Annotated in this window: 12 protein-coding genes and 1 tRNA gene; 8 read left to right on the top strand and 5 right to left on the bottom strand. The window is 67.9% G+C overall.

Going from position 1 to position 26951, the window contains the following annotated elements:
* The first annotated feature begins 121 nt into the window (after positions 1-121).
* Positions 122-15541, top strand: coding sequence for a non-ribosomal peptide synthetase (locus tag NAM01S_RS14965; RefSeq protein ID WP_084482952.1), 15420 nt, complete (start codon positions 122-124; stop codon positions 15539-15541).
* 195 nt (positions 15542-15736) lie between these two features.
* Positions 15737-15812, top strand: a tRNA-Arg gene (locus NAM01S_RS14960).
* Positions 15813-15825: 13 nt separating this feature from the next.
* Here the strand turns inward: NAM01S_RS14960 and NAM01S_RS14955 are convergent.
* Entirely contained in the window at positions 15826-16209 is a 384-nt protein-coding gene (locus NAM01S_RS14955) for a hypothetical protein (protein ID WP_253798646.1), read from the bottom strand.
* Positions 16210-16349: 140 nt separating this feature from the next.
* Here NAM01S_RS14955 and NAM01S_RS35960 point away from each other — a divergent pair, with 140 nt between their 5' ends.
* From NAM01S_RS35960 to NAM01S_RS14940, 4 genes are all read left to right on the top strand, one after another.
* A complete protein-coding gene (locus NAM01S_RS35960; RefSeq protein ID WP_174554808.1) occupies positions 16350-16511 on the top strand; it encodes a hypothetical protein in 162 nt (53 codons plus the stop codon).
* Positions 16512-16747: 236 nt separating this feature from the next.
* Complete coding sequence (locus NAM01S_RS14950) at positions 16748-17272, top strand: Uma2 family endonuclease (RefSeq protein WP_253798703.1); 525 nt, start codon at positions 16748-16750, stop codon at positions 17270-17272.
* A gap of 216 nt (positions 17273-17488) precedes the next feature.
* Positions 17489-19558 carry a GNAT family N-acetyltransferase gene (locus NAM01S_RS14945; protein WP_067785402.1) on the top strand — a complete coding sequence of 690 codons (2070 nt, stop codon included), beginning with the start codon at positions 17489-17491 and terminating at the stop codon, positions 19556-19558.
* Positions 19559-19616: 58 nt separating this feature from the next.
* Positions 19617-20090, top strand: coding sequence for an ASCH domain-containing protein (locus tag NAM01S_RS14940; RefSeq protein WP_084482950.1), 474 nt, complete (start codon positions 19617-19619; stop codon positions 20088-20090).
* A 56-nt stretch (positions 20091-20146) separates the two neighbouring features.
* On the opposite strand, the gene NAM01S_RS14935 is transcribed toward NAM01S_RS14940, so the two are convergent.
* On the bottom strand, positions 20147-20758 hold the full coding sequence (locus tag NAM01S_RS14935) for a TetR/AcrR family transcriptional regulator (RefSeq protein ID WP_253798648.1): 612 nt from the start codon (positions 20756-20758) through the stop codon (positions 20147-20149).
* A gap of 53 nt (positions 20759-20811) precedes the next feature.
* Between NAM01S_RS14935 and NAM01S_RS14930 the strand changes: the two genes are divergently transcribed.
* Both NAM01S_RS14930 and NAM01S_RS14925 read left to right on the top strand, forming a co-directional pair.
* Positions 20812-21657, top strand: coding sequence for an alpha/beta fold hydrolase (locus NAM01S_RS14930; protein ID WP_067785399.1), 846 nt, complete (start codon positions 20812-20814; stop codon positions 21655-21657).
* 228 nt (positions 21658-21885) lie between these two features.
* Positions 21886-23127, top strand: a complete 1242-nt coding sequence (locus NAM01S_RS14925) for an AI-2E family transporter (protein ID WP_253798651.1) — start codon at positions 21886-21888, stop codon at positions 23125-23127.
* Between the two features lie 342 nt (positions 23128-23469).
* On the opposite strand, the gene NAM01S_RS14920 is transcribed toward NAM01S_RS14925, so the two are convergent.
* The 3 genes from NAM01S_RS14920 to NAM01S_RS14910 all read right to left on the bottom strand — a co-directional run bounded on the left by NAM01S_RS14920 (position 23470) and on the right by NAM01S_RS14910 (position 26871).
* A complete protein-coding gene (locus NAM01S_RS14920) occupies positions 23470-25107 on the bottom strand; it encodes a long-chain fatty acid--CoA ligase (protein WP_067785490.1) in 1638 nt (545 codons plus the stop codon).
* A gap of 157 nt (positions 25108-25264) precedes the next feature.
* Positions 25265-26200 (bottom strand): cation diffusion facilitator family transporter, encoded by a 936-nt coding sequence (locus tag NAM01S_RS14915; RefSeq protein WP_067785487.1) that lies wholly within the window; start codon positions 26198-26200, stop codon positions 25265-25267.
* Between the two features lie 278 nt (positions 26201-26478).
* Positions 26479-26871 carry an ArsR/SmtB family transcription factor gene (locus NAM01S_RS14910; protein ID WP_067785484.1) on the bottom strand — a complete coding sequence of 131 codons (393 nt, stop codon included), beginning with the start codon at positions 26869-26871 and terminating at the stop codon, positions 26479-26481.
* Positions 26872-26951: the final 80 nt, after the last annotated feature.

Below are 26951 nucleotides of genomic sequence, written 5' to 3'. Positions count from 1 at the left end.
AGTTCACCGGCACAGGTCCGGACGCACTGCATGTGGCGTCAAGTGTCCTGGATAGGATTTGTGGGTACCCCGTGGCTTTGCGCCATTGGCGGGGGATGGGGAAATCAAGGAGTGACACCTGATGAGTACTGTTCGCCGTTCCGCGCGTGGAGCCAGGCGTCGCCGTTCCGGCACCCTGTCTTTCGGGCAATTGCTCACCGCGGCGGTGGACTCGGCGTCGGACTCCATCGCCGTCCGGTACAACCCCACGGGTGACCCGGCCGACCAACGCGAACTCACCTACCGGGAACTCGACGAGCGGTCCTCGCAGCTGGCGCGCGAGCTGATCGAGCGGGGGATAGGCCCGGGTGATCTGGTCGCCATGGGCATCGCGCGCTCCGTCGAATTCGTGCTCTCGGTGTGGGCCATCGCCAAGACCGGCGCGGCCTACCTGCCGGTGGACCCCAACTATCCGGCTGACCGTATCGAGCACATCCTCACCGATTCTGCCGCGACCCTCGGCCTGACCACCTCCGCGCACCGCGGTTCGCTCGGCTCCTCGATCGACTGGATCGAACTGGACGACCCGGTGCGGCGGGAGAGCATCGCGGCGCGGCCCGCGCACCCCATCTCCTACGCCGACCGAGTGCGACCGCTGCACGAGCAGCACCTCGCCTACGTCATCTACACGTCGGGCTCCACCGGTAAGCCCAAGGGCGTGGCGATCACCCACGCGGGTGTCGGCGCACTGGCGGCGCAGCGCGAGAGCCGCCAGGTGACCGGTGAATCGCGGCTGACCAACCTGACCACGCCGAGCTTCGACTTCTCCATCGTGGAGCTGCTGTACACCTTCTCGGCGGGTGCGACGCTTGTCGTGGTGCCGCCCACCGTCTTCGGCGGCGAGGAGCTCACCGAACTGCTGCGGCGGGAGCGGATCACGCACCTGTGCATCACCCCGGCCGCGCTGGAATCGCTCGATCCGACCGGGCTCGACGATCTGCGGGTCGTGATGAGCGGTGGCGAGCGCGTCAGCCCCACGCTGGTGGACCGCTGGGCGGTGCACGGCCGTGCCTTCCACATCGAGTACGGCCCCTCCGAGGCCACCGTCATCGCCACCGGAACCGATGCCCTGCGGCCCGGCGAGGGCACGCACATCGGCGCCGCGCTGCCGGGAATCGGCGCGTTCGTGCTGGATTCGCATCTGCGGCCGGTGCCGACGGGTGTGGTCGGCGAGCTGTATCTGACGGGTGCGGCGCTGGGACGCGGCTACCTGAACCGTCCCGACCTGACGGCAGAACGGTTCGTGGCCAACCCCTTCGGAGCGGAGACCGAACAGCCGGGCTCGCGGTTGTATCGCACCGGCGACCTGGTGCGACGCACCGAGGACGGCGTCTTCGAATACCAGGGCCGCACCGACTTTCAGGTCAAGATTCGCGGTCTGCGCATCGAACTTGGTGAGATCGACTCCGCGCTGACCGCGCATCCGGATGTGGATTTCGCTGTGACGCTGGGCGTTACCCTGCCGACCGGCGCCGCCGCACTGGTGGCGTACGTGCTGCCGCGTTCCGGCGCCGACGTCGCTCCCGCTGCGCTGGCCGCCTTCGTCGGAGAATCGTTGCCCGCCTACATGGTTCCGGCCTCGATCATGGTGCTCGACGAGATCCCGCTGTCCCCTGCGGGCAAGCTGGACCGCGCTCGCCTGCCGGAACCGGTGTTCGCGGCACGTGAGTTCCGTGCGCCGTCCACCCCCGCCGAGACGGTCGTCGCGGAGATCTTCGCGACACTGCTCACCCCGCCCGGCGCGGATCCCCTCCGGGTCGGCGCCGACGACGACTTCTTCGAACTGGGCGGCAACTCGCTGCTGGCCACCAGGGCCGCGTCCAGGATCGGGACAGCTTTGGGCGTCCAGGTGCCGGTACACGTGCTGTTCGACGTCTCGACGGTGTCGGCGCTGGCGCGCTACGCCGAGGCGCAGGAGGCCGCGTCGGGTCCGGCGCTGCGACCCATGCCACGCCCCGAGCGCGTTCCGCTGTCGTTCGCGCAGCAGCGGATGTGGTTCCTCAACCGCTTCGACCCGGCCAGCGCGATCAACAACATCCCGCTGGCCGTGCGGCTTTCCGGCGCGGTCGATCTTGCGGCGCTGCGTGCCGCCGCAGCGGACCTCGTCGAGCGGCACGAGGTGCTGCGCACCCGCTACCCCGAGGTGGACGGCGAGGGGTTCCAGGAGGTGCTTGCTGTCTCGAATCCCGTTGCGGCGCCGGATATTTCGGTGATCGACTGTGCCGAGAACGAACTGTCTGCCCGGATCGCCGCCGCCGTTGTCGCGGGCTTCGACGTCACGGCCGCGCCGCCCGTCCGGCTGCGCGTACTTCGCCTCGACGACACCGAGTACGTACTCGTGTGCGTGATCCACCACATCGCCGGTGACGGCGCTTCGCTGGTTCCGCTGACCCGCGATCTCATGACCGCGTACGCGTCGCGCACGAATGGCGTTGCACCGCAATGGAATCCGCTCGGTATCCAGTACGCCGATTTCGCGCTGTGGCAGCGTGAGGCGCTCGGTTCCGAATCCGACGAGAGCTCGCTGCTTGCCCGCCAGATCGCCTACTGGCGCGATGAGCTGGCCGGTGTTCCTGAGCAGTTGGACCTGCCGTCGGACCGTGCGAGGCCCGCGACGGCGTCCGGGCGCGGGGCGTCCTTCGACTTCGAGATCGACGCCGATCTGCACGCCGCGCTCTATGCCGTGGCGCAGCAGCACAATTCGACGCTGTTCATGGTGGTGCACGCGGCCCTGTCGGTGCTGCTCGCCCGGCTGTCGGGTACCGACGACATCGCCATCGGCACCCCGGTGGCCGGTCGCGGCGAAGCCGAACTGGACGATCTCATCGGCATGTTCGTCAATACCCTCGTGCTGCGCACCCGGGTCGATCCGGCGCTCACTTTCGACGAACTGCTGCGCGAGGTGCGCCGCGCGGACATCGCCGCCTTCGCACATGCCGACGTGCCGTTCGAGCGACTGGTGGAACTGCTCGAGCCCGCCCGCTCGGCGGCTCGGCACCCGCTGTTCCAGGTGATGCTGAGCTTCCAGAACCTCACGCCCACCGAACTGGAACTGCCCGGACTGACCGTCACGGGTGTGGACATGGACGTGCCGCTGGCGAAGTTCGATCTGGACTTCACGGTGGCGCCGCGCGAAACCGACGGCAAGCCCGAGGGCATGTCGGCCTCCATCACCTACGCGGTGGATCTCTTCGACGAAGCCACCGTAGCGCTGCTGGCGCAGCGGCTGCGTGACCTGCTCGTCGCCGTGGCGGCGACACCGGAGCGCCCGGTCGGCGACCTGGAACTCCTCGACGACTCCGAACGTCGGCGAATGCTGGTGGACTGGAACGACACCGGTCACCTGGTCGCCCCCGAACTGCTGTTGGACGGCTACCGCAGGGCGGTGGCGACCCACCCGGACCGCATCGCGGTGGCCTACGAGGGCAGCGAACTCACCTACCGTGAATTCGACGAGCGGGTCAATCGCCTGGCCCGGGTGCTCATCGATCAGGGTGTCGGCGCGGAATCGCTGGTCGGCCTGGCCATTCGGCGTTCGCTCGACCTGGTCGTCGGCATGTACGCCATCGTCACGGCCGGCGGTGCGTACGTACCGCTCGACCCCGATCATCCGGCCGAGCGCATCGCGCACATCCTCGATACCGCGCGGCCCGCCTGCGTGCTGACCACGATCGCCGACGCCGTCGCGGTGCCTGGCGGTATTCCGGTGCTCTACCTGGACACCCTCGATACGGCCATTGTCGACGCCGCTCCGGTGCGGGCGGAGGAATTGCTGCGCCCCGTACGTCCCGAGCACCCCGCCTACGTGATCTTCACGTCGGGTTCCACCGGTCGCCCCAAGGGTGTGGCGGTATCGCACGCCGCCATCCACAATCAGACCGAATGGATGCTGGCGCAGTACCCGCTGGGTCCTTCGGACGTGTACTTCCAGAAGACCGCCACCACCTTCGACGTCTCGCTGTGGGGTTACTTCATGCCGCTGCGGGCGGGCGCGAAACTGGTCGTCGCCACCCACGACGGCCACCGCGATCCGGCCTACATTGCCGAAACCATTGCCGCGCAAGGCGTTACGGTCACCGACTTCGTGCCGTCCATGCTGACGGTGTTCGCCGCGCACGTCGCGGCGGGCAGCGTGCCGACGCTGCGCGACATCTTCGTCATCGGTGAGGCGCTCCCGCCGGAGACGGTCGCCGCGGTGCACGCCATGTCCCAGGCCCGTGTGCACAACCTGTACGGCCCCACCGAGGCCGCGGTGTCGATCACCTACTGGCTCGCCGACGGCCGCGACACCCGTACCGTGCCGATCGGCCTGCCGCAGTGGAACAGCCGGGTGTACGTGCTGGATTCGCGCCTGCGACTGGTTCCCGCCGGAGTGCCCGGCGAGCTGTACCTGGCCGGTGACCAGCTGGCGCGCGGCTATGTGCGTCGGCCGGATCTGACCGCGGATCGCTTCGTGGCCAATCCGTTCGGCGGCGGCGCGCGCATGTACCGCACCGGCGACCTGGTGGTGTGGCGGGCGCCGAGCGGTGACCTGCCCGCGCGTCTGGAGTACATCGGCCGCACCGACTTCCAGGTGAAGTTCCGCGGCCAGCGCATCGAGCTCGGCGAGATCGAAACCGCGCTGCTGGCACAGCCTTCGGTTTCCCAGGCCGCCGCCCTTGTGGTGGCAACGCCGCTGGGTGAGCAGCTGGTGGCGTACGCGGTGCCGACGCCGGGACAGGTCGTCGATCAGGCCGAGCTGACCGCCGGTATCGCGAAAGTCCTTCCCGCGTACATGGTTCCGGCGGCCATCGTGGCCCTGGCGGCGTTCCCGCTGAACGCGAGCGGCAAACTGGATCGCAAGGCGCTGCCCGCGCCGACCTTCGCGGCCCGTGCCTTCCGTGCTCCCGCGACGCCGGTCGAGGAGGCCGTGGCGGCCGTCTTCGCCGAGCTGCTCGGTGTGGACCAAGTCGGCGCGGACGACGACTTCTTCGCTCTCGGCGGCAATTCGCTGCTGGCCACCCGCGTGGTGGCGCGCATCGGCGAGGCGCTCGGCGCGCGGGTCGCCGTGCGCGAGCTGTTCGAAGCGTCCGCCGTGACCGCGCTCGCGGCCCGTATCGTGCCGGGCGCGGGTGACGATGCCAGGCCGCCGCTGGTCGCGGCGCCGCGCCCCGACCGACTGCCGCTGTCGCTCGCCCAGCAGCGCATGTGGGTGATCAACCGCATCGACCCCGAATCACCCGCCTACAACCTGCCTTTCGCCATTCGGCTGACCGGCGCGCTCGACGCCGCCGCGATGCGCGCGGCGGTCGCCGATGTGCTGGAACGGCACGAGGCGCTGCGCACCCGCTTCCCCGCGGGCGACTCGGGTTCGCCGCACCAGGAGATCCTGTCGGCGGCCGAGGCGCTGCCCGGCGGGCTGCCGGTGCACGACGGCGCCGCGAACGTCATGGAAGCCGTGGCCGCCATGATGGCGAGCGGTTTCGACGTCACCGCCGCACCGCCGCTGCGCCTCGCGCTGTTCACCGATCCCGCCGTCGGCGAGCACCTGCTGGTGCTCGTGGTGCACCACATCGTCGCCGACGGCTCCTCGCTGGCACCGCTGGCGCGGGATCTGGTGACCGCCTACGTCGCCCGCACCGCGGCCACGTCTCCGGCCTGGCAGCCGCTGTCGGTGCAGTACGCCGACTTCGCGCTGTGGCAGCACGCCGTGCTCGGCTCCTACGACGACGAGAGTTCGGTCGCCGCACAGCAATTGGCGTACTGGCGGCAGCAGCTGTCCGGCATGCCCGAGCTGCTTCCGCTGCCGCAGGACCGGCCGCGCCCCGCCGTCGCCTCGATGCGCGGCGCCGCGGTGGAATTCACGGTGCCCGCGCCGGTGCACTCGGGACTGGCCGACATCGCCCGCGAGCACAATTCGACCCTCTTCATGGTCGTGCACGCCGCGCTGGCGGTGCTGCTCGCGCGCCTCTCGGCGACCTCCGACATCACCGTCGGAACCCCGATCGCGGGGCGTGGCGAACGGGCGTTGGACGAGCTCGTCGGCATGTTCGTCAACACACTCGCCCTGCGTACCGAGGTGGACCGCGGCGCCTCCTTCGACGCGCTGGTGGAGCGGGTTCGCGATATCGACATCGACGCCTTCGCGAACGCCGATGTGCCGTTCGAGAAGGTCGTGGAGGCGGTCGCCCCCGACCGTGCGGGCGCCCAGACCGCGCTGCTCCAGGTGATGCTGGCCTTCCAGAACACCGAACAGGCGAGCCTCGAGCTGCCGGGTCTGACCGTCGCCGCGCTCGACACGGGTGAGGTCGCGGCCAAGTTCGACCTTCAGGTGAATGTCGAGCCACGGCTCGGCGCCGACGGTGCTCCCGGCGAACTGGCCGTCGTTTTCGCCTACGCCACCGACCTTTTCGACGAATCGACGGTCGACGCCTTCGCCCGCCGCTTCGCACGCATCCTCACGGCTGTCGTCGCCGATCCGCGAATCACGGTGGGCGACATCGACATTCTCGACGCCGAGGAGCGCCACCCGGCCCTGGCCGCCGTCGCGCCGAGCGCCCCGGTCGACTCCGCGCCGGTACGCCTGTTGCCGGACCTGCTCGACGCGGCCGTGGAGGAGAACCCGGACGGCGTAGCGGTGATCTTCGCCGACGCCACCGAAACCCTGTCCGAGATCGACTATGTCGAACTCGACGAGCAGTCCAGCCGCCTGGCACGCCTGCTGATCGACCGCGGTGTCGGCCCGGAGACCACGGTAGCGGTGGGTATTCCGCGCTCGATCGAATCGGTGCTCGCGGTGTGGGCGGTCGCCAAGGCCGGTGCGGCTTTCGTACCGGTGGACCCCAACTACCCGGTCGACCGCGTCGCGCACATGGTCACCGATTCCAATGCGGTACTGGGGCTCACCGTCGATGCGGTGCGCTCAGGCTTGCCCGAGGGGATCGACTGGATCGATATCGCCGCCGCCGACACCGCCGGCTATCCGGCCACGCCGGTGACCGACGCCGATCGGGTGCGCCCGCTGCGCGCCGCCCATCCGGCCTACGTCATCTACACCTCCGGTTCCACCGGGAAGCCCAAGGGCGTCGTGGTCACGCACGCGGGTCTGAGCGGCTTCTGCGCCGAACAGCGGGAGCGCTATCGGGTCACCACCGGTTCGCGCACACTGCATTTCGCGTCGCCGTCCTTCGACGCCTCGGTGCTGGAGCTGCTGCTCGCCGTGGGCGGCGCGGCCACCATGGTCGTCGTCGCACCCACCGTCTACGGCGGCGCGGATCTTGCCGCGCTGCTGCGCAGGGAGCGGGTGACGCACGCCTTCATCACCCCTGCCGCGCTGGCCTCGGTCGACCCGGAGGGGCTCGACCGGCTGCGCGTCGTGGTCGCCGGTGGCGAGGCGTGCCCGCCGGAACTGGTGCGGCGCTGGGCGATTCCCGCCGGTCGCCGTACCCGGGAATTCTTCAACGGGTACGGGCCCACCGAGACCACCATCATGACCAATGTCGGCGGGCCGCTGACGCCGGGTGAGCCGGTGACCATCGGCGCGCCGATCCGCGCGGTCACCGAATACGTGCTCGACGACCGGCTGCATCCGGTGCCCGACCGGATCGCGGGTGAGCTCTACATCTCCGGCGCCCAGCTGGCGCGCGGATATCACGAGCGGCCGGGCCTGACCGCCGCGCGCTTCGTAGCCGATCCGTTCGGACCGCCCGGTTCCCGGCTGTACCGCACCGGAGATCTGGTCCGTCGGCTCGCGACGGGGGAGATCGACTACTTGGGGCGCAACGACTTCCAGGTGAAGATCCGCGGCTTCCGTATCGAACTCGGCGAGATCGACGCGGTGCTCGCCGGACACGACAGCGTCGACTTCGCGGTCACCATCGGGCACACCCTGGACACCGGCGCGACAATTCTGGTGTCCTACGTGCATGCCGCGCCGGGTGCGTCGGCCGATGCCGACGAGCTCACCGAGCATGCCGCTCGTCACCTGCCCGCCCATATGGTGCCGACCGTCGTCACGGTGCTCGACGAAATCCCGTTGACCCCCGTCGGCAAGCTGGACCGCGCCGCGCTTCCCGCTCCTGTCCTGCGCGCCAAGGAGTTTCGCGCTCCCAGCGGACGGATGGAGGAGCGCGTCGCTGCGGTCTTCGCCGAGGCACTCGGTCGTATCGAGCCGGTCGGCGCGGACGACGACTTCTTCGAGCTCGGCGGCAACTCGCTCATCGCCACCCAGGTGATGGCGCGACTCGGCGCGGAATTCGACGCCAGGGTGCCGGTGCGCCTGCTGTTCGAGGCCGCGACGGTGGCCGAGCTAGCGGCTCGCCTCGGCGAACTTGCCGGCGCCGGTGATCGCAAGGACCTGGTGGCCGGTCCGCGTCCGGAGCGCATTCCGCTGTCGCTGGCGCAGCAGCGCATGTGGTTCCTGAGCCAGTTCGACACCGACACCTCGGCCGCCTACAACGTGCCCGTCGCGGTGCGCCTGACCGGTGCGCTCGATATCGATGCTTTGCGCGGGGCGCTCGCGGATCTGATCGCCCGGCACGAGATCCTGCGGACCGTCTACCCGCAGACCGAGGACGGGCCGGTGCAGGTGATCCTGCCGGTCGGCGAAGTGACCGTCGAACTTCCGCTGCGCGACGTTGCCGCCGCGGAACTGGAATCGGCTGTGCTGGAGTTGTTCTCCACCACCTTCGACGTCACCGCGGAGGTGCCGCTGCGCGTCGCGATCTTCCGAATCGAGGACGCCGCAGACGAATACGTACTTGCCATGGTGATCCACCACATCGCGGGCGACGGCTCGTCCTCGGGGCCGATGACCCGCGACCTCATGGTCGCCTACTCCGCGCGGGCCGCCGGAATGGAACCCGCCTGGGAGCCGCTGCCGGTGCAGTACGCCGACTACAGCATCTGGCAGCGCGAGCTGCTGGGTGACGAGAGCGATCCGGAGTCGCTGTCGGCCAAGCAGATCGGCTACTGGAAGCACGCGCTTGCGGGTCTGCCTGATCAACTCGAACTGCCCACCGACCGGCCGCGACCGGCCGCGCAGTCCTTCCACGGCGGCAGCGTGGACGTGCGGATCTCCGCCGAAACCCACGGTGCGCTCGCGGACTTGGCGCGCAGGCACAACGCCACCATGTTCATGGTGGTGCACGCCGCGCTGTCGGTGCTGCTCGCGCGGTTGTCGGGCACCGACGACATCGCCGTCGGCACACCGATCGCGGGACGCGGGGAACGCGAAATCGACGACCTGATCGGCATGTTCGTCAACACGGTCGTCTTCCGCACCCAGGTCGACGCAGCAGCGAGCTTCACCGATCTGCTGACGCGGGTCCGCGAACAGGACCTCGAGGCTTTCGCCAACGCGGATGTGCCGTTCGAGCGTCTGGTGGAGGTGCTCAACCCGGTGCGCTCCACCGCGCGGCATCCGTTGTTCCAGGTGGGTCTGTCCTTCCAGAACCTGGCCCAGTCGAGCCTGGAACTGCCGGAACTCGCGGTCTCCGGGCTCGATATCTTCCCGGAGATCTCGCAGTTCGATCTGCACTGGGTCGTCTCGGACGGCTACGACGAGTCCGGCGCGCCGCGCGGTATCGGCGGCGCCGTCACCTATGCGTCCGCGCTGTTCGACCGGGATACGGTGCAGGGCTTCGTGGATCGCTTCACGCGGCTGCTCGAGGCCATTGTCGCGGCGCCCGACGCGCCGGTGGGTGAGCTGGAACTGCTGGCCGCGGACGAGCGTGTTCGCATCCTCGACCACTGGAACGACACGGCACGGGCCGTGGACACCTCAGCGACACTGGCTTCGCTGCTGGCGGCGAGCGCCGCGGCCACACCGCATGCGGTGGCGCTGGCGGCGGACACGCCAGAGGGTTCGCTCGCGCTGAGCTACGGCGAACTCGGTAATCGCGTCAACCGCCTCGCGCGGTACCTGATTTCGGTGGGTGTGGGGCCGGAGACGCGGGTTGCGCTGGCGCTGCGGCGTTCGGTGGATCTCGTGGTTGCCATGTACGCGGTGTCGGTCGCCGGCGGTGCGTACGTGCCTGTGGATCCGGATCAGCCCGCCGAGCGGACCGGATACATCCTGGAGACCGCCGCACCCGTGTGCGTGGTCACCGACACCGCGTCCGGCTTCGTGACCGATCTCGCGCCGGTTGTGCGCCTGGACGAGTTGTCTCTGGGAACCTTTGCCGCTGAGCCGGTTACGGATGTCGAGCGGGTTGCGCCGTTGCGTCCGTCGAATACCGCGTATGTGATCTTCACGTCGGGTTCGACGGGGCGGCCGAAGGGTGTGGCGGTGCCGCACTCTGCGATCGTCAACCAGTTGCTGTGGAAGACCGCCGAATTCGGTTTGGGGGCGGATGACGCGGTGTTGCTGAAGACCGCGGCGACGTTCGACTTGTCGGTGTGGGAGTTCTGGTCGGCCGCCGTGTCGGGTGGTCGTTTGGTGATCGCGTCCGTCGATGGGCATCGCGATCCCGGGTACTTGAACGAGTTGATGGCTCGTGAGCGGGTGACCACGTTGCATGTGGTGCCGTCGATGCTGGACGCGCTGTTGGTCGAATCCGGCGGCGTCCTCGCGGATTCGGTGCGGCGGGTGTTGGCGATCGGTGAGGCGTTGCCGTCGTCGGTGGCGCAGCGGTTCCGTGTGGCCAATCCGGATGCTCAGCTGTTCAACCTGTACGGGCCGACCGAGGCTGCGGTGTCGATCACTTCGCACCTTGTCTCGGATGCGGATCAGGGTTCGGTGTCCATCGGTGCGCCCGAATGGAACAGTCGCGTGTACGTGCTCGATGCCCGGCTGCGGCCGGTGCCGGTCGGTGTATCCGGCGAGTTGTACCTCGCGGGTGCGCAGTTGGCGCGCGGCTACTTCGCGCGTCCGGATCTGAGCGCGGATCGTTTCGTCGCGAATCCTTTCGATGGCAGCGGTTCCCGTATGTACCGCACGGGTGACCTGGTGGCCTGGACCGGTGACGGTGCGCTGGAGTACCGGGGGCGTACGGACTTCCAGGTGAAGATTCGTGGTTTCCGTATCGAGTTGGGTGAGATCGAGGCGGCGTTGTTGGCGTTGCCGGAGGTCGCGCAGGCTGCGGTGTTGGCGAAGTCGGATCGTAACGGTGATCGTCTGGTGGCCTATTTGGTTCCTGCTGTGGCGGATGTCGATGTGGCTCAGGTGAAGTCGGCGTTGTCGGTGGCGTTGCCGTCGTACATGGTGCCGTCGGCGTTCGTGGTGCTGGAGGCGTTGCCGTTGAATGTCAACGGCAAGCTGGACCGTAAAGCGCTGCCGGAGCCGGAGTTCGAGTCGACCGCTTTCCGCGCCCCGTCCACTCCGATCGAGGAGATCGTGGCGCGCGTGTTCGCGGATGTCCTCGGCGGTGACCGGGTCGGCGCGGACGACGATTTCTTCAGTCTCGGCGGCAACTCGCTGCTGGCCACCCAGGTGGCCGCCCGGATCGGTGCGGCGCTAAATACGCGGGTGCCGGTGCGCGCGCTGTTCGAAGCCTCCACCGTGGCCGGTCTCGCCGCGCTGGTGGGCAAGCTGGCCGGTGCGGGCGGACATCGCGCGTTGACGTCCGTCACTCGTCCGGAGTCCATTCCGCTGTCGCCCGCGCAGCAGCGTATGTGGTTCCTGAACCGGCTCGATGGTCACTCCGCGGCCTACAACGTGCCGGTGGCGGTGCGGTTGTCGGGTGCGCTCGATGTCGACGCTCTGCGCGCCGCGGTCGCGGATCTCATCGCACGTCACGAGATCCTGCGCACCATGTACCCGCAGACCGACCGTGGGCCTGTGCAGTCGATTCTGTCTCCCGGGCACGCCATCCCCGAGCTGACCGTGCGCGTGGTGCCCGCCGATCGGATCGAGCGGGCGGTGCGAGAGCTGGGCGCCACCGTGTTCGACGTCACCGTCGAGGTGCCACTGCGGGTCGAGCTGTTCCAAATCGACGGCGCCGCAGACGAATACGTGCTTGCGATGGTGGTCCACCACATCTCCGCCGATGGTTCGTCGGTCGCTCCGCTGACTCGCGATCTGATGGTCGCGTACGCGGCACGCTCGGCCGGTGCGCAGCCGGGCTGGGCGCCGTTGCCGGTGCAGTACGCCGACTACAGTGTCTGGCATCGCGAGCTGCTCGGCGACGAGAGCGATCCGGAATCGTTGTCGGCCAAGCAGATCGGGTACTGGACACAGGCGCTCGCCGGACTGCCGGACCAGTTGGAGCTGCCGTCGGATCGGCCGCGTCCTGCGGTGCAGTCCTTCGCGGGCGAGCGCGTCGACGTGCGGATCGACGCCGAAACACACGCGGCGCTCACGGAATTGGCGCGCGGACACAACGCGACCATCTTCATGGTGGTGCACGCCGCGCTGTCGGTGCTGCTCGCTCGGCTGTCGGGCACCGACGACATCGCCGTCGGCACGCCCATCGCCGGGCGTGGTGAGCGCGAACTCGATGATCTGATCGGCATGTTCGCCAATACGTTGGTGCTGCGCACGCGGGTCGACGCGGCCGAGAGCTTCGTCGATCTGGTGGCACGGGTGCGGGAAGGCGACCTCCAGGCGTTCACCCACGCCGATGTGTCGTTCGAGCGGTTGGTCGAGGTGCTCAACCCCGCGCGGTCGATGGCGCGGCACCCGCTGTTCCAGGTGGGATTGTCGTTCCAGAACATCGTGCGGTCCAGCCTGGAGCTGCCCGGTCTGACCGTGTCCGGTGTGGACGCGCTTGCGGATGTCTCGCAGTTCGATCTGCACTGGATCGTGGCCGATCACTACGACGAGTCGGGCGCGCCGTGCGGCATCGATGGCTCGGTCACCTTTGCGACGGCCCTGTTCGAGCGCGAGACGGTGCAAGGTTTCGTTGATCGGTTCGTGCGTCTACTCGGCGAGATCGTCGCCGCGCCGACGGCACCGGTCGGCGATATCGAACTGCTGGCCGCGGCCGAGCGGGCCGAGCTGCTCACGGCCCGCAATGCGACCGCGCACCGGACCGATGTCGGGGCGACGTTGGCGTCGATGTTGGCGGCGACCGTCGCGGCCGAGCCGAGCGCGGTGGCGCTGGTCGGACCGTACGGCCCGTCCTTGACCTACGACGAGCTCGGCCGCCGGGTGAATCGCCTGGCGCGGCATTTGATTTCGCTGGGTGTGGGTCCGGAGTCTCGGGTTGCGCTTGCGCTGCGGCGTTCGGTGGATCTCGTGGTGGCCATGTACGCGGTGTCCGTCGCGGGTGGTGCGTATGTGCCGGTGGATCCGGATCAGCCCGCCGAGCGGACGGGCTACATTCTCGAGACGGCCGAGCCGGTGTGTGTGCTCACCAACGCCGCAGCGGAATTCACCACCGACGCGGCGCCGCTGATCTCGCTCGACGAGCTAAATCTGTCCGGTGTGTACGGGGGTGCGGTCACCGATTTCGAGCGGGTTGCCCGGTTGCGTCCGGCGAATACCGCGTATGTGATCTTCACGTCGGGTTCGACGGGTCGGCCGAAGGGTGTGGCGGTGCCGCACTCGGCGATCGTCAACCAGTTGCTGTGGAAGACAGCGGCATTCGATCTCGGAGTCGGCGATGCGGTGTTGTTGAAGACTGCGGCGACGTTCGATCTGTCGGTGTGGGAGTTCTGGTCGGCGGCTGTGTCGGGTGGTCGTCTGGTGATCGCTTCGGCTGAGGGACATCGTGATCCGGGCTACTTGAACGAGTTGATGGCTCGTGAGCGGGTGACGACGTTGCATGTGGTGCCGTCGATGTTGGATGCGCTGTTGGTGGAATCAGGTGGGGTGCTGGCTGGTTCGTTGCGGCGGGTGTTGGCGATCGGTGAGGCGTTGCCGTCGTCGGTGGCGCAGCGGTTCCGTGCTTCGAATCCGGATGCTCAGCTGTTCAACCTTTACGGTCCGACCGAGGCGGCGGTGTCGATCACGTCCCATCTGGTGACCGATGCCGATTCCGGTTCGGTGTCCATCGGTGCGCCCGAATGGAACAGCCGGGTCTATGTGCTCGACGGTCGGTTGCGGCCGGTGCCGGACGGGGTTTCGGGTGAGCTCTATCTCGCGGGTGCGCAGCTGGCGCGCGGCTACTTCGGTCGCGCGGAGCTGACCGCGGATCGGTTCGTTGCCGACCCGTTCGCGCCGGGCGAGCGGATGTATCGCACTGGTGATCTGGTCGCTTGGCGCGGCGACGGTGAGTTGGAGTACCGGGGTCGCACCGATTTCCAGGTGAAGATTCGTGGTTTCCGTATCGAGTTGGGTGAGATCGAGGCGGCGTTGTTGACGTTGCCGGAGATCGCGCAGGCTGCGGTGTTGGCGAAGTCGGATCGTAACGGTGATCGTCTGGTGGCCTACTTGGTTCCGGCTGTGGCGGATGTCGATGTGGCTCAGGTGAAGTCGGCGTTGTCGGTGGCGTTGCCGTCGTACATGGTGCCGTCGGCGTTCGTGGTGCTGGAGGCGTTGCCGTTGAACGTCAACGGCAAGCTGGACCGAAAGGCGTTGCCGGAGCCGGAGTTCGCCGCCCGGGAGTACCGTGCCCCGAGTACCCCGGTCGAGCACACCGTAGTGGCTGCCTTCGCGGAAGTCCTCGGCGTTTCGGACGGTCTCGGCTTGGACGACAACTTCTTCGAATCCGGCGGCAACTCGTTGTCCGCGACGACCCTCGTCGCTCGCCTCCGCGCGGAACTGGACCGGCCGGTCACGGTGATGGACATCTTCCTCGCACCGACCCCGGCCGCCCTTTCCGAGCGGTTGCGCCCCACCGGTGGGATCGACGCCAGCACGGCGTTCGACATGCTGTTGCCGCTGCGCGGCACCGGCACGCGCGAACCGCTGTTCTGCATCCACCCGGTCGGCGGCATCTCCTGGTCGTTCGCTGGGCTCGCGGCCCATATCGACCCGGATCGCCCGATCTTCGGTTTGCAGTCGCCCGCCTTGGCGGACGAGCCGATGCCGGCGTCGGTGGAGGAGTGGGCGCGCCTGTATGTGAAGGAGATGCGTTCGGTTCAACCCGAGGGTCCGTACCACCTGCTCGGCTGGTCGCTCGGCGGTGTACTCGCCCACGCCATCGCGGTGCAACTGCGCGACGAGGGTGAGTCGGTTGCGCTGCTCGTCATGCTGGACAGCCACCTGCACTCCGCGACAGACGCCGAGGCCGGCGACACCGCGGCGACCGTGTCCGAATTGCTGGGTGGACTGCTCGGCGAGCACGCGGCCGACTTCGACTTCGACCCGAACCTGGGTGCGGCCGGACTCGGCGAAAGGCTGGCCGAACTCGGCGAACCCTTCACCTCCTTCGGCGCGCAACGCCTCGAGCGAGTCATCGACGCCGCGGTCCGATCCCTCGAACTGAGCAGCGCCCACCGGCCCCGCCCGTATCGCGGTGAAGTGCTGTACTTCAACGCCGCCCAGGACGACCCGACCGCCACCCGCGGCCCCGCCAGCTGGCGCCACGCGGTGCACGGCCCGGTCAACGTCGAACAGGTCCCCGTCACGCACTGGCGCATGACAGCCCCGGAAGCACTGGCCATCATCGGCCCGCGCCTCGCCGACTTCCTGGACTGATCCGCTCGGCCTCATACCTGAGGTACCCCACCGGCGCGGATCGGGGAGACCCCCGGCCGCACCGGTGGCGGGACACGACCTGCGGTGGGAGAAGCGGCGAGACCCGCCTCTCCCACCGCACCCGTCCATGCTGTTCCCACCCCCGCCACCCGGTAGACTCCCCGCCGTCCGGTTCGGCACACAACCACCCGGCCAGCCCTCGTAGCTCAGGGGATAGAGCACCGCTCTCCTAAAGCGGGTGTCGCAGGTTCGAATCCTGCCGAGGGCACCACGTGACTGCTTACCTACGTGAGGCAGAGAATCGTCACCAAAGGGAAGATCACCAATGGCGTCGCGAACACGAGGTTGGCGGGAGTGGAGTAATAGAAGGCGTCGATGGGGATGGATGCCAGGACTGCCGCGAACAACTGACCGCAGATCACCAGCCACGCTCCGGCCGATACCAGATTGCGCCCGAACATGTTGCCGCGCAAGACAAGCACCGCGCCGTAGCCCAGCATCCCCGCGACGCCGAGGAACGCGAAGCACAGCAGCGCCAGCAGGTTGTCGGCGGTGATCATCGAGTTGCCGACAGACAGGTAATCCTGGTCCTGCCACTTGCCTTCCTGCGACTGCACGCACGCGCCGAGCGATTGCATGGTCCAGAGCAGCGCACCGAGGATCGCCAAGCAAGCCGCGACTCGATAACGCCCCCGCCGGGATCGGTCCCAGATGCGCTTCCCGCGCACCACGGCGGATTCGCTCCCAGCCATCAGTTCCCCCCGTTCCGAGCTACCACCCTCGCTGACAAACACTATCGGCTCAGTGGATGTCGCGTGGCCTACAGGTCAGGTTCGGCGACGAGCGATTGCGAGACGCCGACGGCCGCCTGACCGCGATCGCCACAGCCAGACTGGTCGGCGAACTCAGCGCGGAGCGCGACCGCATCGATCGCGCAATCGCCGACCTGATCCGCGCCGCGATGTCCTGAACGAAGTCATCGAACCGCGTCGGAAAAGCACGCCCTGCCCAGGGCCCTCCCCGGTCCCGCTGCCGTCCTGTGCCCGTGCCCGGGGTGGCGAAGCCAGTCCGGCGGCTTCCCGGCTGGCACCACCTAGGATTCGACTCATGTCAGCGATCTTCGATTGGGCCCGGCCGGACAATGTCTAGCCCGAACCGATCACCGTCGACATCTGGCGCGAGCTGCCGGAAGAGTTCTGCCGCTTGGTGGAAGTGGTCAATGGGGATGCCGTCCGGAGCGAATCACCGACCCGAGCGCATCAGAAGGCCGTGCAACGCCTCCTCGCCATGCTCGAGGCGGCTGCCAAAGAGCGCATGAGCGAAGATCCGTCGGCCAGTCTGGACACGAACCACGACTTCGACATTGTGCTGTGGGAAGTGCCGCGTGCGACCATTCGTCGTCCCGATGTGGCGCTGTTCGACTGCGTGCCGTCCGAGGTTCGACCCGTGCCCGCGCGACACCTGAAGATCGCCGTCGAGGTCATCTCACCCAGTCAGGTCAAAACCGACCGGCTCGAGAAGATGAGTGAATACGCTGCCGCCGGAATTCCCTGGTACTGGCTGGTCAGCGTGTCCGACACCGAGGTGATCTCCATCGAGACATACGGCCTCGACCACGGCGTCGGGCACTACCGGCTCGCGCGGATACTCAAGCCAGGCACCGCCTTTGCGGTCGACCTTCCGATTCGAATCCAAATCGACTGGGAACAGCTGACCGATCTCGTGCTGTGAGTTCGGGCGTTGCGGGTCGGTTCGCAATTGCCGGTGACGCGGCCGAGTGAGGGGCGAAGTCGCTGTCCGCGGACTAGCGGTTCCTGATGGCTGCACAGATCGGTCATGGCGTCACGACAAGGCATAGCACCCCTGCGTTGTACACATGCGAGACTATGTGGCGCAGAGTCGAATACCGCTCGGCCAGGCCATGATGACCGGTAAGGTGATCGTTTTATGGGCGCGCTCGAGGTTGGCGAAGTACAGCCGGGCGATCCGGTGGTCGATGAGCTCATCAGATTGGCCAAGCGGTACAGCCGGACGTTGGGGATGATGCCAGCAGGCGCGTTCTGGGATGCCGCGTACCGGGGCGGCCTGGTAGCCGCAAGGATCGATGGTCGACCTGTGGGCTATGCCCTGTTCCGGCTGCCCCGCAACAACCAGATCGTGCTGTCGCACCTGTGCGTGGCCTCCGAGGCACGTAAGTCGGGCGTGGCCCACGCGTTGGTGGCCGAGATCCGGACCAGGCATTCCTCGCGACTCGGCATACGCGCCAAGTGTCGGGACGACTACGGGCTCAACCCGATGTGGGAGGCGTTGGGATTCAGCGCCCGCGGTCGCGCCGTCGGCCGCAGCAAGGATCGCCACCCGATGACGGTGTGGTGGCTGGATCACGGCCACGCGGATCTGTTCACCTTCCTCGCTGAACCCGAACTGCTGGCAGACGAGCCGGATCTGCTGGAGGCTGCTCTCGATCTCAACATTCTCATGGACCTGCACACGCGGGCAGACGCGCCCGGCTCACAGCGGTCCCAGGTGCTGGTCGCCGACCACCTGGACGGCCGTCTTCGCCTGGTCGTCACCAACGCCGTTGACCGCGAACTGGCAAACCGTCCTCGAGTCCAACGGACCCCGATCGAGCAAGCCGCGAGTCAATACCCACGACGAACCGCAGCGGTCGGCGAAGCCGAGAACCTGTTCGCACAGCTGGCCCGCGCATCGACTGGTGTCGACCAGAAACTCTCGCCCCAGGACGAAGGGGATCTGTGGCAAATTGCGGAGGCTGTGGCCTCCGGTGTCGGCGTTCTCCTGACGTGGGACGGTAGGCTGCGCGAGCGGTTCGACCACCTGCGACAAACCGTGCCCGCCTTGGCTTCCTTCCACGTCCTGGACCCGGACCACCTTGTCACCCACTTGGACAAGGTCGCACGACGGTGGGCCTACCAACCCGCACGGCTCCAAGGCAGTACATACGACCAGGTCCGAGCCGGTGCGGACGACGAACCCCGTCTACAGGAGTTCCTGGGCAGGACTTCCGGCGAGACCCGCGGTGAACTGCGCGATCTGCTGCGTAGGCTCGCACGAGAGGAGGTGCCGCGATGGCTGATCCGCACGGGTGATGAGCCCGCTATCGCCTGCTACGCAGCACATCTCGATGGGCAGGTCTTGCGAGTGCCGCTATTGCGGACAGTCGGACACCAGTTGTCCGACACGATCGCCCGCCAACTCCTTTGGTTGCTACGCCGCGACGCGCGGGAGCAAGGGGCACATGTCATCGACGTCTCAGACCGACACGTGGGCGGCGTTCTCACCCGTGCGATGACATTTGATTCGTTCCATCACCACGGTGACCACAAGTATGCATGGGTCGTTCCGGTATGCGGGAACAGTCACGACATCAGCCAGGTCGCCAATGACGCGCGACGATTCGTCGGCGTGGGCCCGGGGCCACTCCTGCGCCCTGGCCTTCCCCCGCACGCAGCCGCCGAGGTCGAGCGGTCGCTCTGGCCGGCCAAACTCATCGACAGCGCACTTCCGCACTACGTCATTCCAATCCAGCCCAGATGGAGCGGCGAGCTGCTTGGCTACCCGGTCCAGCTCACAGCTCGTCCCGTTGAGCTGTCCCTGGGCCGTGAGCAGGTCTACTATCGGGCCGCCGATGCCAAGCTGACTGCGCCCGCGAGGGTTTTGTGGCGAGTCAGCCAAGGGCGCCGTACCACCGCAGAGATCATCGGCACGTCTTTCCTGGACGCCATCGACGTCGGCACCCCGGCAAAACTGCATTCCGCTCTCGAACACTACGGTGTCCTCGACCTGCCACATCTGGACAAGCTCGCCGACGGCAGACCGACCATACAAGCCCTGCGGTTCTCCGACACTGAACTGTTCGACAGACCGATCTCCAAGAGCACATACAGCCAACTCAGGGAGCGACACGGCGGGCCGAAAACGTTCTACGGGCCTCAACCCATCACGCCGGAGCTGTTCGCTGCCCTGTATCGGACCGGAACTGCTGCCCTCCAGTGACATCCGGATCCGTAAGTCGAACGTGCGTTCGAGCGCGGCTGCAGATAAGGTTCGTGCCATGATCGCGACACGCGTAGCCGAAGGCGAACATCTGCCCGCCACACGCCCACTGCTGTTGTCGCTTCGCCCCAGATTCGCCCAGGCGATCCTCGACGGCACCAAGACCGTCGAATTGCGACGAACCCGCGTATCCGCACTTCCCGGTACGCTTCTCGTCCTCTATGCCAGCTCCCCAGTCATGGCGGTAGTAGGTGTGGCAAAGATGGCAGACCGAGATACCGCCAGCCCCGCGACCATCTGGCGCCGATACCGCAACAAGCTGGGGCTGTCGCGAACGGAGTTCTACGAATACCTCGCCGGTGCCGAGCATGCCACCGCTCTTTCTATCATCGCCCCCCGCGCGTTGCCAGAACCGTTGACGCTCAACTGGTTACGGACACATTCGGCGTTCCAGCCGCCCCAGAGCTACCGATATATCGCCCCCACCGATCCCTCGCCTCTTGCGGAGCTCGCCGTGGCTTGGTCGGGCTGAGCGAGGACGCGCGGGCCGTCGCGGGGTGGAGCGCACGCATTCTCGGGTTCGCCGCGCTACAGCGAACGAACTTCGTTGGGTCTCGCGGCCAGCAGCTCCTCGACCCGCGCCGCCATCGCGCGCCCGGCGGAATGCAACGGTTCCGCAGACCGCAGTGTCCGGCTCAGGACGAAAGCGCCCTCCAGGGCGCTGAGGATCGCCAGGATCAGGTCGCGGGCGGGGGTGGGGGCGATGCCGCGGCGGATGAAGTAGTCCGTTCCTTGCTCGATCCAGAATCCGATGACCTCGGCCGCGACCGCGCGCAATTCCGGTTCGCTGTCGGCGATTTCGCCTGCGACGGTGCCGACGGGGCACATGTTGATCCAGTCGGTTTGCACGATTTGTTCGGCGGCGGCGGTGAAGGCGGCGGGGACCGCCTCGCGTAGGTCGTCGTAGGGGTCCATGAGGAGAGGGAGGAGTTGGACGTAGGCGGCGCCGGAGGTGCGTAGGGCCGCGGCGGCGATCTGGGGCTTGCCCGCGGGGAAGTGGTGGTAGAGCGAGCCCATCGGTGCGGCCGCCGCGACGGTGATCTGTTTGACGCTGGTCGCGCTGTAGCCGCGGGTGCGCATCAGTTCCGCCATGGCCGTGACGAGGCGGTCGCGGGTGCCTGTTGACATCTTCTCGGTCACCGTTCCAGACTAGAGCAAACACTCTAGAGCGATCGCTCGAATGGAGGAAACCGATGCCGACCGTCGATCTTCCCGCTGGTCAACTGCACTATGTGGAGCGCGGCGACGGGCCGCCGGTGGTGTTGCTGCACGGGCTGCTGATGAACCACACGGTGTGGGACGCGGTGCTCGACCGGCTGCCCGAGGGGTTCCGGTACGTGCTGCCGGATCTGCCGCTCGGCGCGCATCCGATTCCGCTGAAGGCGGGGGTCGACCTGAGTCTGCGCGGATTGAATCAGCTCATCGCGGACTTCCTCGCCGCGCTCGACCTGCGCGATGTGACCCTCGTGCACAGCGACTGGGGCGGCGGCCTGTTCCTCACCGCCTACGGCCTGGACGAGCGGGTCGGCAGGCTGATCGTGCTGCCGTGCGAGGCGTTCGACAACTTTCCGCCCGGCCTGCCCGGCAAGATGGCCACCCTTGCCACCACGCTGCCGGGCGGAATCACGATGGCGCTGAGGCAATTACGCGTGCCGTGGTTGCGGTCCTCGCCGCTGCTGTTCGGCTGGATGGCGCGCACTCCCTTGCCCGACGATTTGGTACGTGGCTGGACCGAGCCCGGTTTGCGCGACAAGCGGATCCGCCGGGATCTGCTCGCCTACACCAAGTCCGGGTTCGCCAAGCCCGAGCTCATCGCGAATACCGAATCGCTGCGCGACTTCTCGGGTGACGCACTGATCCTGTGGTCCTCGGCCGGCAAGGTGATGCCGCGCGAGCACGGTCGCCGACTGGCCGAGTTGATCCCGCGCGCCCGCCTGGTCGAGATCGAGGACGCCTACGTGCTGTCGATGCTCGACCAACCCGCCGCGGTCGGCGCCGCCATCTCCGACTTCCTGATCGGCGACCGGGCGCAACGGTAGGGCGGCTGAGTGCGGCCAGCCCGGGGCGCGCAGGTTGGGTGAATGAAGGTCGCGTCCAGTCGGTCTGGCGGGATGAAGGTGGCCTTCGGTCGGTTACCGCATCGGACCATTCTGGACGCGGCACCAGCCGTGGTGTTATTGGCGGCGCAGCGCGCGGTAGTGAGGGCGGTGCGCATCCGGCGCGGGTCGCAACCGGGGATTCGGGGCGGAATCGACCACACTGGGCAAGTGGCCGCCTACCCGCCCGACGCCGAGTCGGGTCCCGAGGCATCGGAGCCCACCGGCTCCGAGGTTGCGGCGCGCGGGGAGCCGGAGGAGGGGACTCAGCAGAGCCGGTCGACCGAGCAGAGCCGGACGACCGAGCGCAGTCGGATGCCCGCCTGGCTGCCGAGGGCGCTGATACTCGCCTTCCTTTTACTAGGTGCTTTCCAACTGCTCGACTGGGCGGCGCACCGCTTGATCGGGTTGTTCGTCGTGCTGTTCGTGGCGTTCTTCGTCTCGCTGGCGATGGAACCCGCGGTGGACAGCCTGGCCGCGCGCGGGATGTCCCGAGGATTGGGCACGGCGGTGGTGTTCGTGCTGGTGTTCCTGTTCGTCGCGGGGTTCGTCGCTGCGCTCGGAGTCCTGTTGGTGGAGACCGTGCACGACCTGGTGATCGAACTGCCGCGGCTGGTGGACGATCTGGTCGACTGGGTGAACCGCACCTTCGGCCAGGACTTCACCCTCGATCAGCTGCGTGAACAGCTGACCAAGGACACCGACACCCTCACCGGCTACGCCGAGCGCGCCGCGAACCACGCCTGGGGACTGTCCGCCACAATCGTCGGCGGGCTGGCCAAACTGCTGCTGATCGCCCTGTTCAGCATCTATCTCACTGCGGGAGGGCCGAGGCTGCGGCGATCGCTGTGCTCGCTGCTGCCGCCGACCAGGCAGGACGCTGTGCTGCGCGCCTGGGATCTCGCCATCCAGAAGACCGGCGGCTATCTCTACTCCCGCGCGCTGCTCGCGGTGATCTCCGCGGTCGCGCACGGCGTCTTCCTCGCGGTGCTCGGCGTGCCGAACGCGATCGCCATGGGCGTGTGGTTCGGCGTGGTCGCCTCGTTCGTGCCGACCGTCGGCACCTATCTCGCCGGCGTGCTTCCGGTGCTGGTCGCGCTCACGATCCGGCCGCTGGACGCGGTCTGGGTGATTCTGTTCGCCATCGTCTACCAGCAGTTCCAGGACTACGTGCTGCAACCGAAGCTCACCGCGCGCACCGTGGACGTCAATCCGGCCGTCGCCCTGCTCGCCGTGCTCGCGGGCGGAGCGTTGCTCGGCGCGGTCGGTGCACTACTCGCCATCCCGGCCACCGCCACCGCGCAGTCCTTCGTCAGCCTCTACCTGAAACGCTACGAGGTCACCGAAGACCCACGCATCGACCGCGCCCAAGCCAAACGCGCCCGCCGGGCCACAGCCGACCCACCACCCTGACACCATTCGCCCGCTCCCAGCGACCCACACAGCCCCCGCCCACCACGGTCGAGACCGCCCTCGGCCGGTTCATAGGGACAGTTCAGGTGAGTGAAGGTCGCCTTCAGTCGGTCTGGCGGGATGAAGGGTGCCTTCGGTCGGTTACGTGCCGACCATTCTCGACGCGGCACCAGCGCAAGGCTCGAGCCCGGTTGCGCGCAGCGAGTCCGGGGCACTGACCGCGCGAGGCCTGGTTGCGGTGGCGCGCGGCGAAGCCGGAATCCGATCGGCGGGCGGAACATGTCGCTGACAGCGCGAAGCCCGATCCCGCTGGCGCACAACGGGACCGGGCTTCGGGCTACCTCAGGACAGCGTGGTGACGGTCAGATCACCATCCGCGTACTGGGCGCGCAGGCGCTTCTTGTCGAACTTGCCGACGCTGGTCTTGGGCACCTCCGCGATGAACGTCCACCGTTCGGGCAGCTGCCATTTGGCGAACTTGTCGGCGAGGAAGTCGCGCAGTTTCTCGGCCTTGGCCTCGGTGCCTTCCTTCAGCACGATCGCCACCAGCGGCCGCTCGTCCCACTTCTCGTCCGGCACGCCGATGACGGCGGCCTCGGCGACGGACGGGTGACCCATGACGGCGTTCTCCAGGTCCACCGAGGAGATCCACTCGCCGCCGGACTTGATCACGTCCTTGGAGCGGTCCACCAGCGTGAGGTAGCCGTTCGGGCTGATCTTGCCGACGTCGCCGGTGCGCAGCCAGCCGTCGTCGAACTTGTCCGGGTCGATGACTCCGCCCTCGGGGGAGTAGTAGGAGCCGGTGATCCACGGACCGCGAACCTCCAACTCGCCGAGCGATTCTCCGTCGTTGGGCACCACGCTGCCGTCGTCGCCGACCAGCCGCGCCTGCACGCTGGCCGGGAAACGGCCCTGGGTGTAACGGTATTCCCACTCCTGCTCGCCGGTGACCCCGGCGGGCGGGTGCGCGACGCTGCCCAGCGGCGAGGTCTCGGTCATGCCCCACGCGTGCAGGATGCGCACGCCGTGCTGCTCCTGGAAGGCACGCATCATCGACGGCGGCACCGCCGAACCACCGACCACCGCGGTGCGCAGGTGCGAGATGTCCTGCGGCTTGGCGGCCAGACCCGCCAGCACGCCGCCCCAGATGGTCGGCACGGCCGCGGCGAAGGTCGGCTTCTGATCGGCCATCATCTCCAGCAGCGGACCCGGCTGCAGGAACCGGTCGGGCATCAGCACATTCGCGCCCGACATCAGCGCCGCGTACGGCAGGCCCCAGGCGTTGGCGTGGAACAGCGGAACGATCGCGAGCACGTTGTCGGCGCCGCTGAAGCCCATGCCCATCGGCGAGCAGACCTGCATGGCGTGCAGCCAGTTGGAGCGGTGCGAGTACACCACACCCTTCGGGTCGCCGGTGGTACCCGAGGTGTAACACATTGCGGCAGCGGACTTCTCGTCGATCACCGGGAAGTCGAAGGTGTCGGGCTGAGCGGCAAGCAACTCGGAGTAGGAGTGCACCTGCACACCCTCGGGAGCCTGCAACGCCGACGCGTCACCATTGGCGACGATGACATGGCGCACCGTCTTCAAATTCGGCAGGTACTGGGCGAACATCGGCACGAGCGTGCCGTCCACGATGACGACCTGATCCTCGGCGTGATTGGCCACGTAGACCAACTGCTCGGGGAACAGCCGGATGTTGAGCGCGTGCAGCACCGCACCCATCGCGGGCACCGCGATGTAGGCGACCATGTGCTCGTTGTTGTTCCACATGAAGGTGCCGACCCGATCACCGACACCGATGCCGAACCCGCGCAGCGCATTCGCCAGCCGAGCCGCCTCGGTGCCCATCTCGCGGTAGGTCATGGTGCGCACGCCGGTGCCGGTCCAGGTGGACACGGTGCTGTCGCCTTGGAAGGTAGCGGCGTACTTCAACAGCGTCGCGAGCGAGAGCGGCTCGTCCTGCATGGTGCTCAACATCGGGTACTCCTTATCCGCGTGGCCGACATGAGCCACGTCACATCGGCGATGCTACCGAACGGCGGTCACACCGCGAGCGGCCGTGACGGAAATCAAAAGGAGGGGCATATGCCCTCAGTTTTCCCAGGTCAGCGCGGCAATCGAAAAACGTGATCTGTCAACGAATGTGGGCCGGATAAGCGTGGACAAGTGCGGTGTCGAGCTTCGGCACAGCGTGCGTGAGGGTGTGCTCGGCCTCGTGCGCGAGGCGGTGCGCGTCGGCCAGCGTGATGGTCGGCGCGACGTCCAGCTCGACGTCCGCGTGCAGCCGGTGCCCGATCCAGCGCATGCGGACGCTGCGCACGCCCTCGACGCCTGGCTCGGCCGCGAGCGCCCGCTCCGCGCTCGCCACCAGCCCGGGTTCGACCCCGTCCATCAGCCGGTGGAAGACATCGCGCGCCGCGGTGCGCAGCACGGCGAGGATGGCCAGCGTGATCAGCAGCCCGACGATCGGATCGGCGAGCGGGAAGCCAAGTGTCACACCGCCCGCGCCGAGCAGCACCGCGAGCGAGGTGAAACCGTCTGTGCGCGCGTGCAATCCGTCCGCGACAAGAGCCGCCGACCCGATTCGCCGCCCGACCCGAATGCGGTAGAGCGCCACCGTCTCGTTGCCGAGGAACCCGATGAGCCCGGCCAGCGCGACCCAGCCGAGGTGGTCGATCGCCACCGGATGGATGATCCTGCGCACCGCCTCGTACCCGGCGACCAGCGCCGAGAGCGCGATCATCGCGACGACGAACAGCCCGGCGAGGTCCTCGGCCCGACCGAAGCCGTAGGTGTATCGGCGGGTGGCCGGCCGCCTGCCGAGCGCGAACGCGATCCACAGCGGCACCGCGGTGAGCGCGTCGGAGAAGTTGTGGATGGTGTCGGCGGCCAGCGCCACCGACCCGGAGGCCGCGACGACGAGCGCCTGAAGGACGGCGGTGATGCCGAGGACGGCGAGGCTGAGCTTGACGGCGCGGATGCCGATCGCGCTGGCCTCGAGCGCGTCATCGATGCTGTCGGCGGCGTCGTGGCTGTGCGGGACGAAGATCTCGCGGAGCGCGCCGCGCAGACCGCCGGGGTGATCGTGGTCGTGGCTGTGCCCGTGCCCGTGTCCGTGCCCGTGGCCCTCGCCCTTGCCCCGGCTCTGCTCGTCCGCAGAGACGCGGCCGTGCTCATGGTCGTCGCCGTGTTCGTGCTCATCGCCGAGTTGGTGGCTGTGATCGTTGCCGCGCAAGTGGTCGTCGTGCGCGCGGTCGTGGCCGACTCGGTGGACACGGCCGTGCTCTGCCTCGCGCCCCGCATCGGTCGGCGACGACAACCCCTGTCCCGCATGCCGTTTCGTATGACTCACCGCGTCGCTCGATTCCGATTCGGCAGTTCGACCACCGCGCCGTCGCCGCGGTGGTGCGGCGGGACGCCGGGTCCGGCGTGCTCGGCGTTGTACACCGCGTCCACCACCAGCTGGCGGACGTGCTCGTTCTCCAAGCTGTAGAAAATCGTGGTGCCCGCCCGCCTCGGCCGCACCAGCCGGGCCATCCGCAGCTTCGCAAGGTGCTGCGAGACCGACGGCGCGGGCTTGCCGACCGCGCCGGCCAGGTCGTTCACCGACAGCTCGCGATCGACCAGCGCCCACAGCAGCTGCACGCGGGTCGGCTCGGCCAGCATCCTGAACACCTCGACGACCAGCCCGACCTGATCCTCGGCGAGCGGCAACCGCGGTTGCTCGCTATCTGCATTCATACGCAGATAATAGAACAGGAAACTCGGCTGAGCCATGGACAATGTGGCCGAAAATGTCGATTAGGTGACCGCTGATGCCT

The sequence above is a fragment of the Nocardia amikacinitolerans NBRC 108937 genome (assembly GCF_001612615.1).
Classification (GTDB): domain Bacteria; phylum Actinomycetota; class Actinomycetes; order Mycobacteriales; family Mycobacteriaceae; genus Nocardia; species Nocardia amikacinitolerans.
This window is presented reverse-complemented; position numbering and strand designations above follow the sequence as displayed.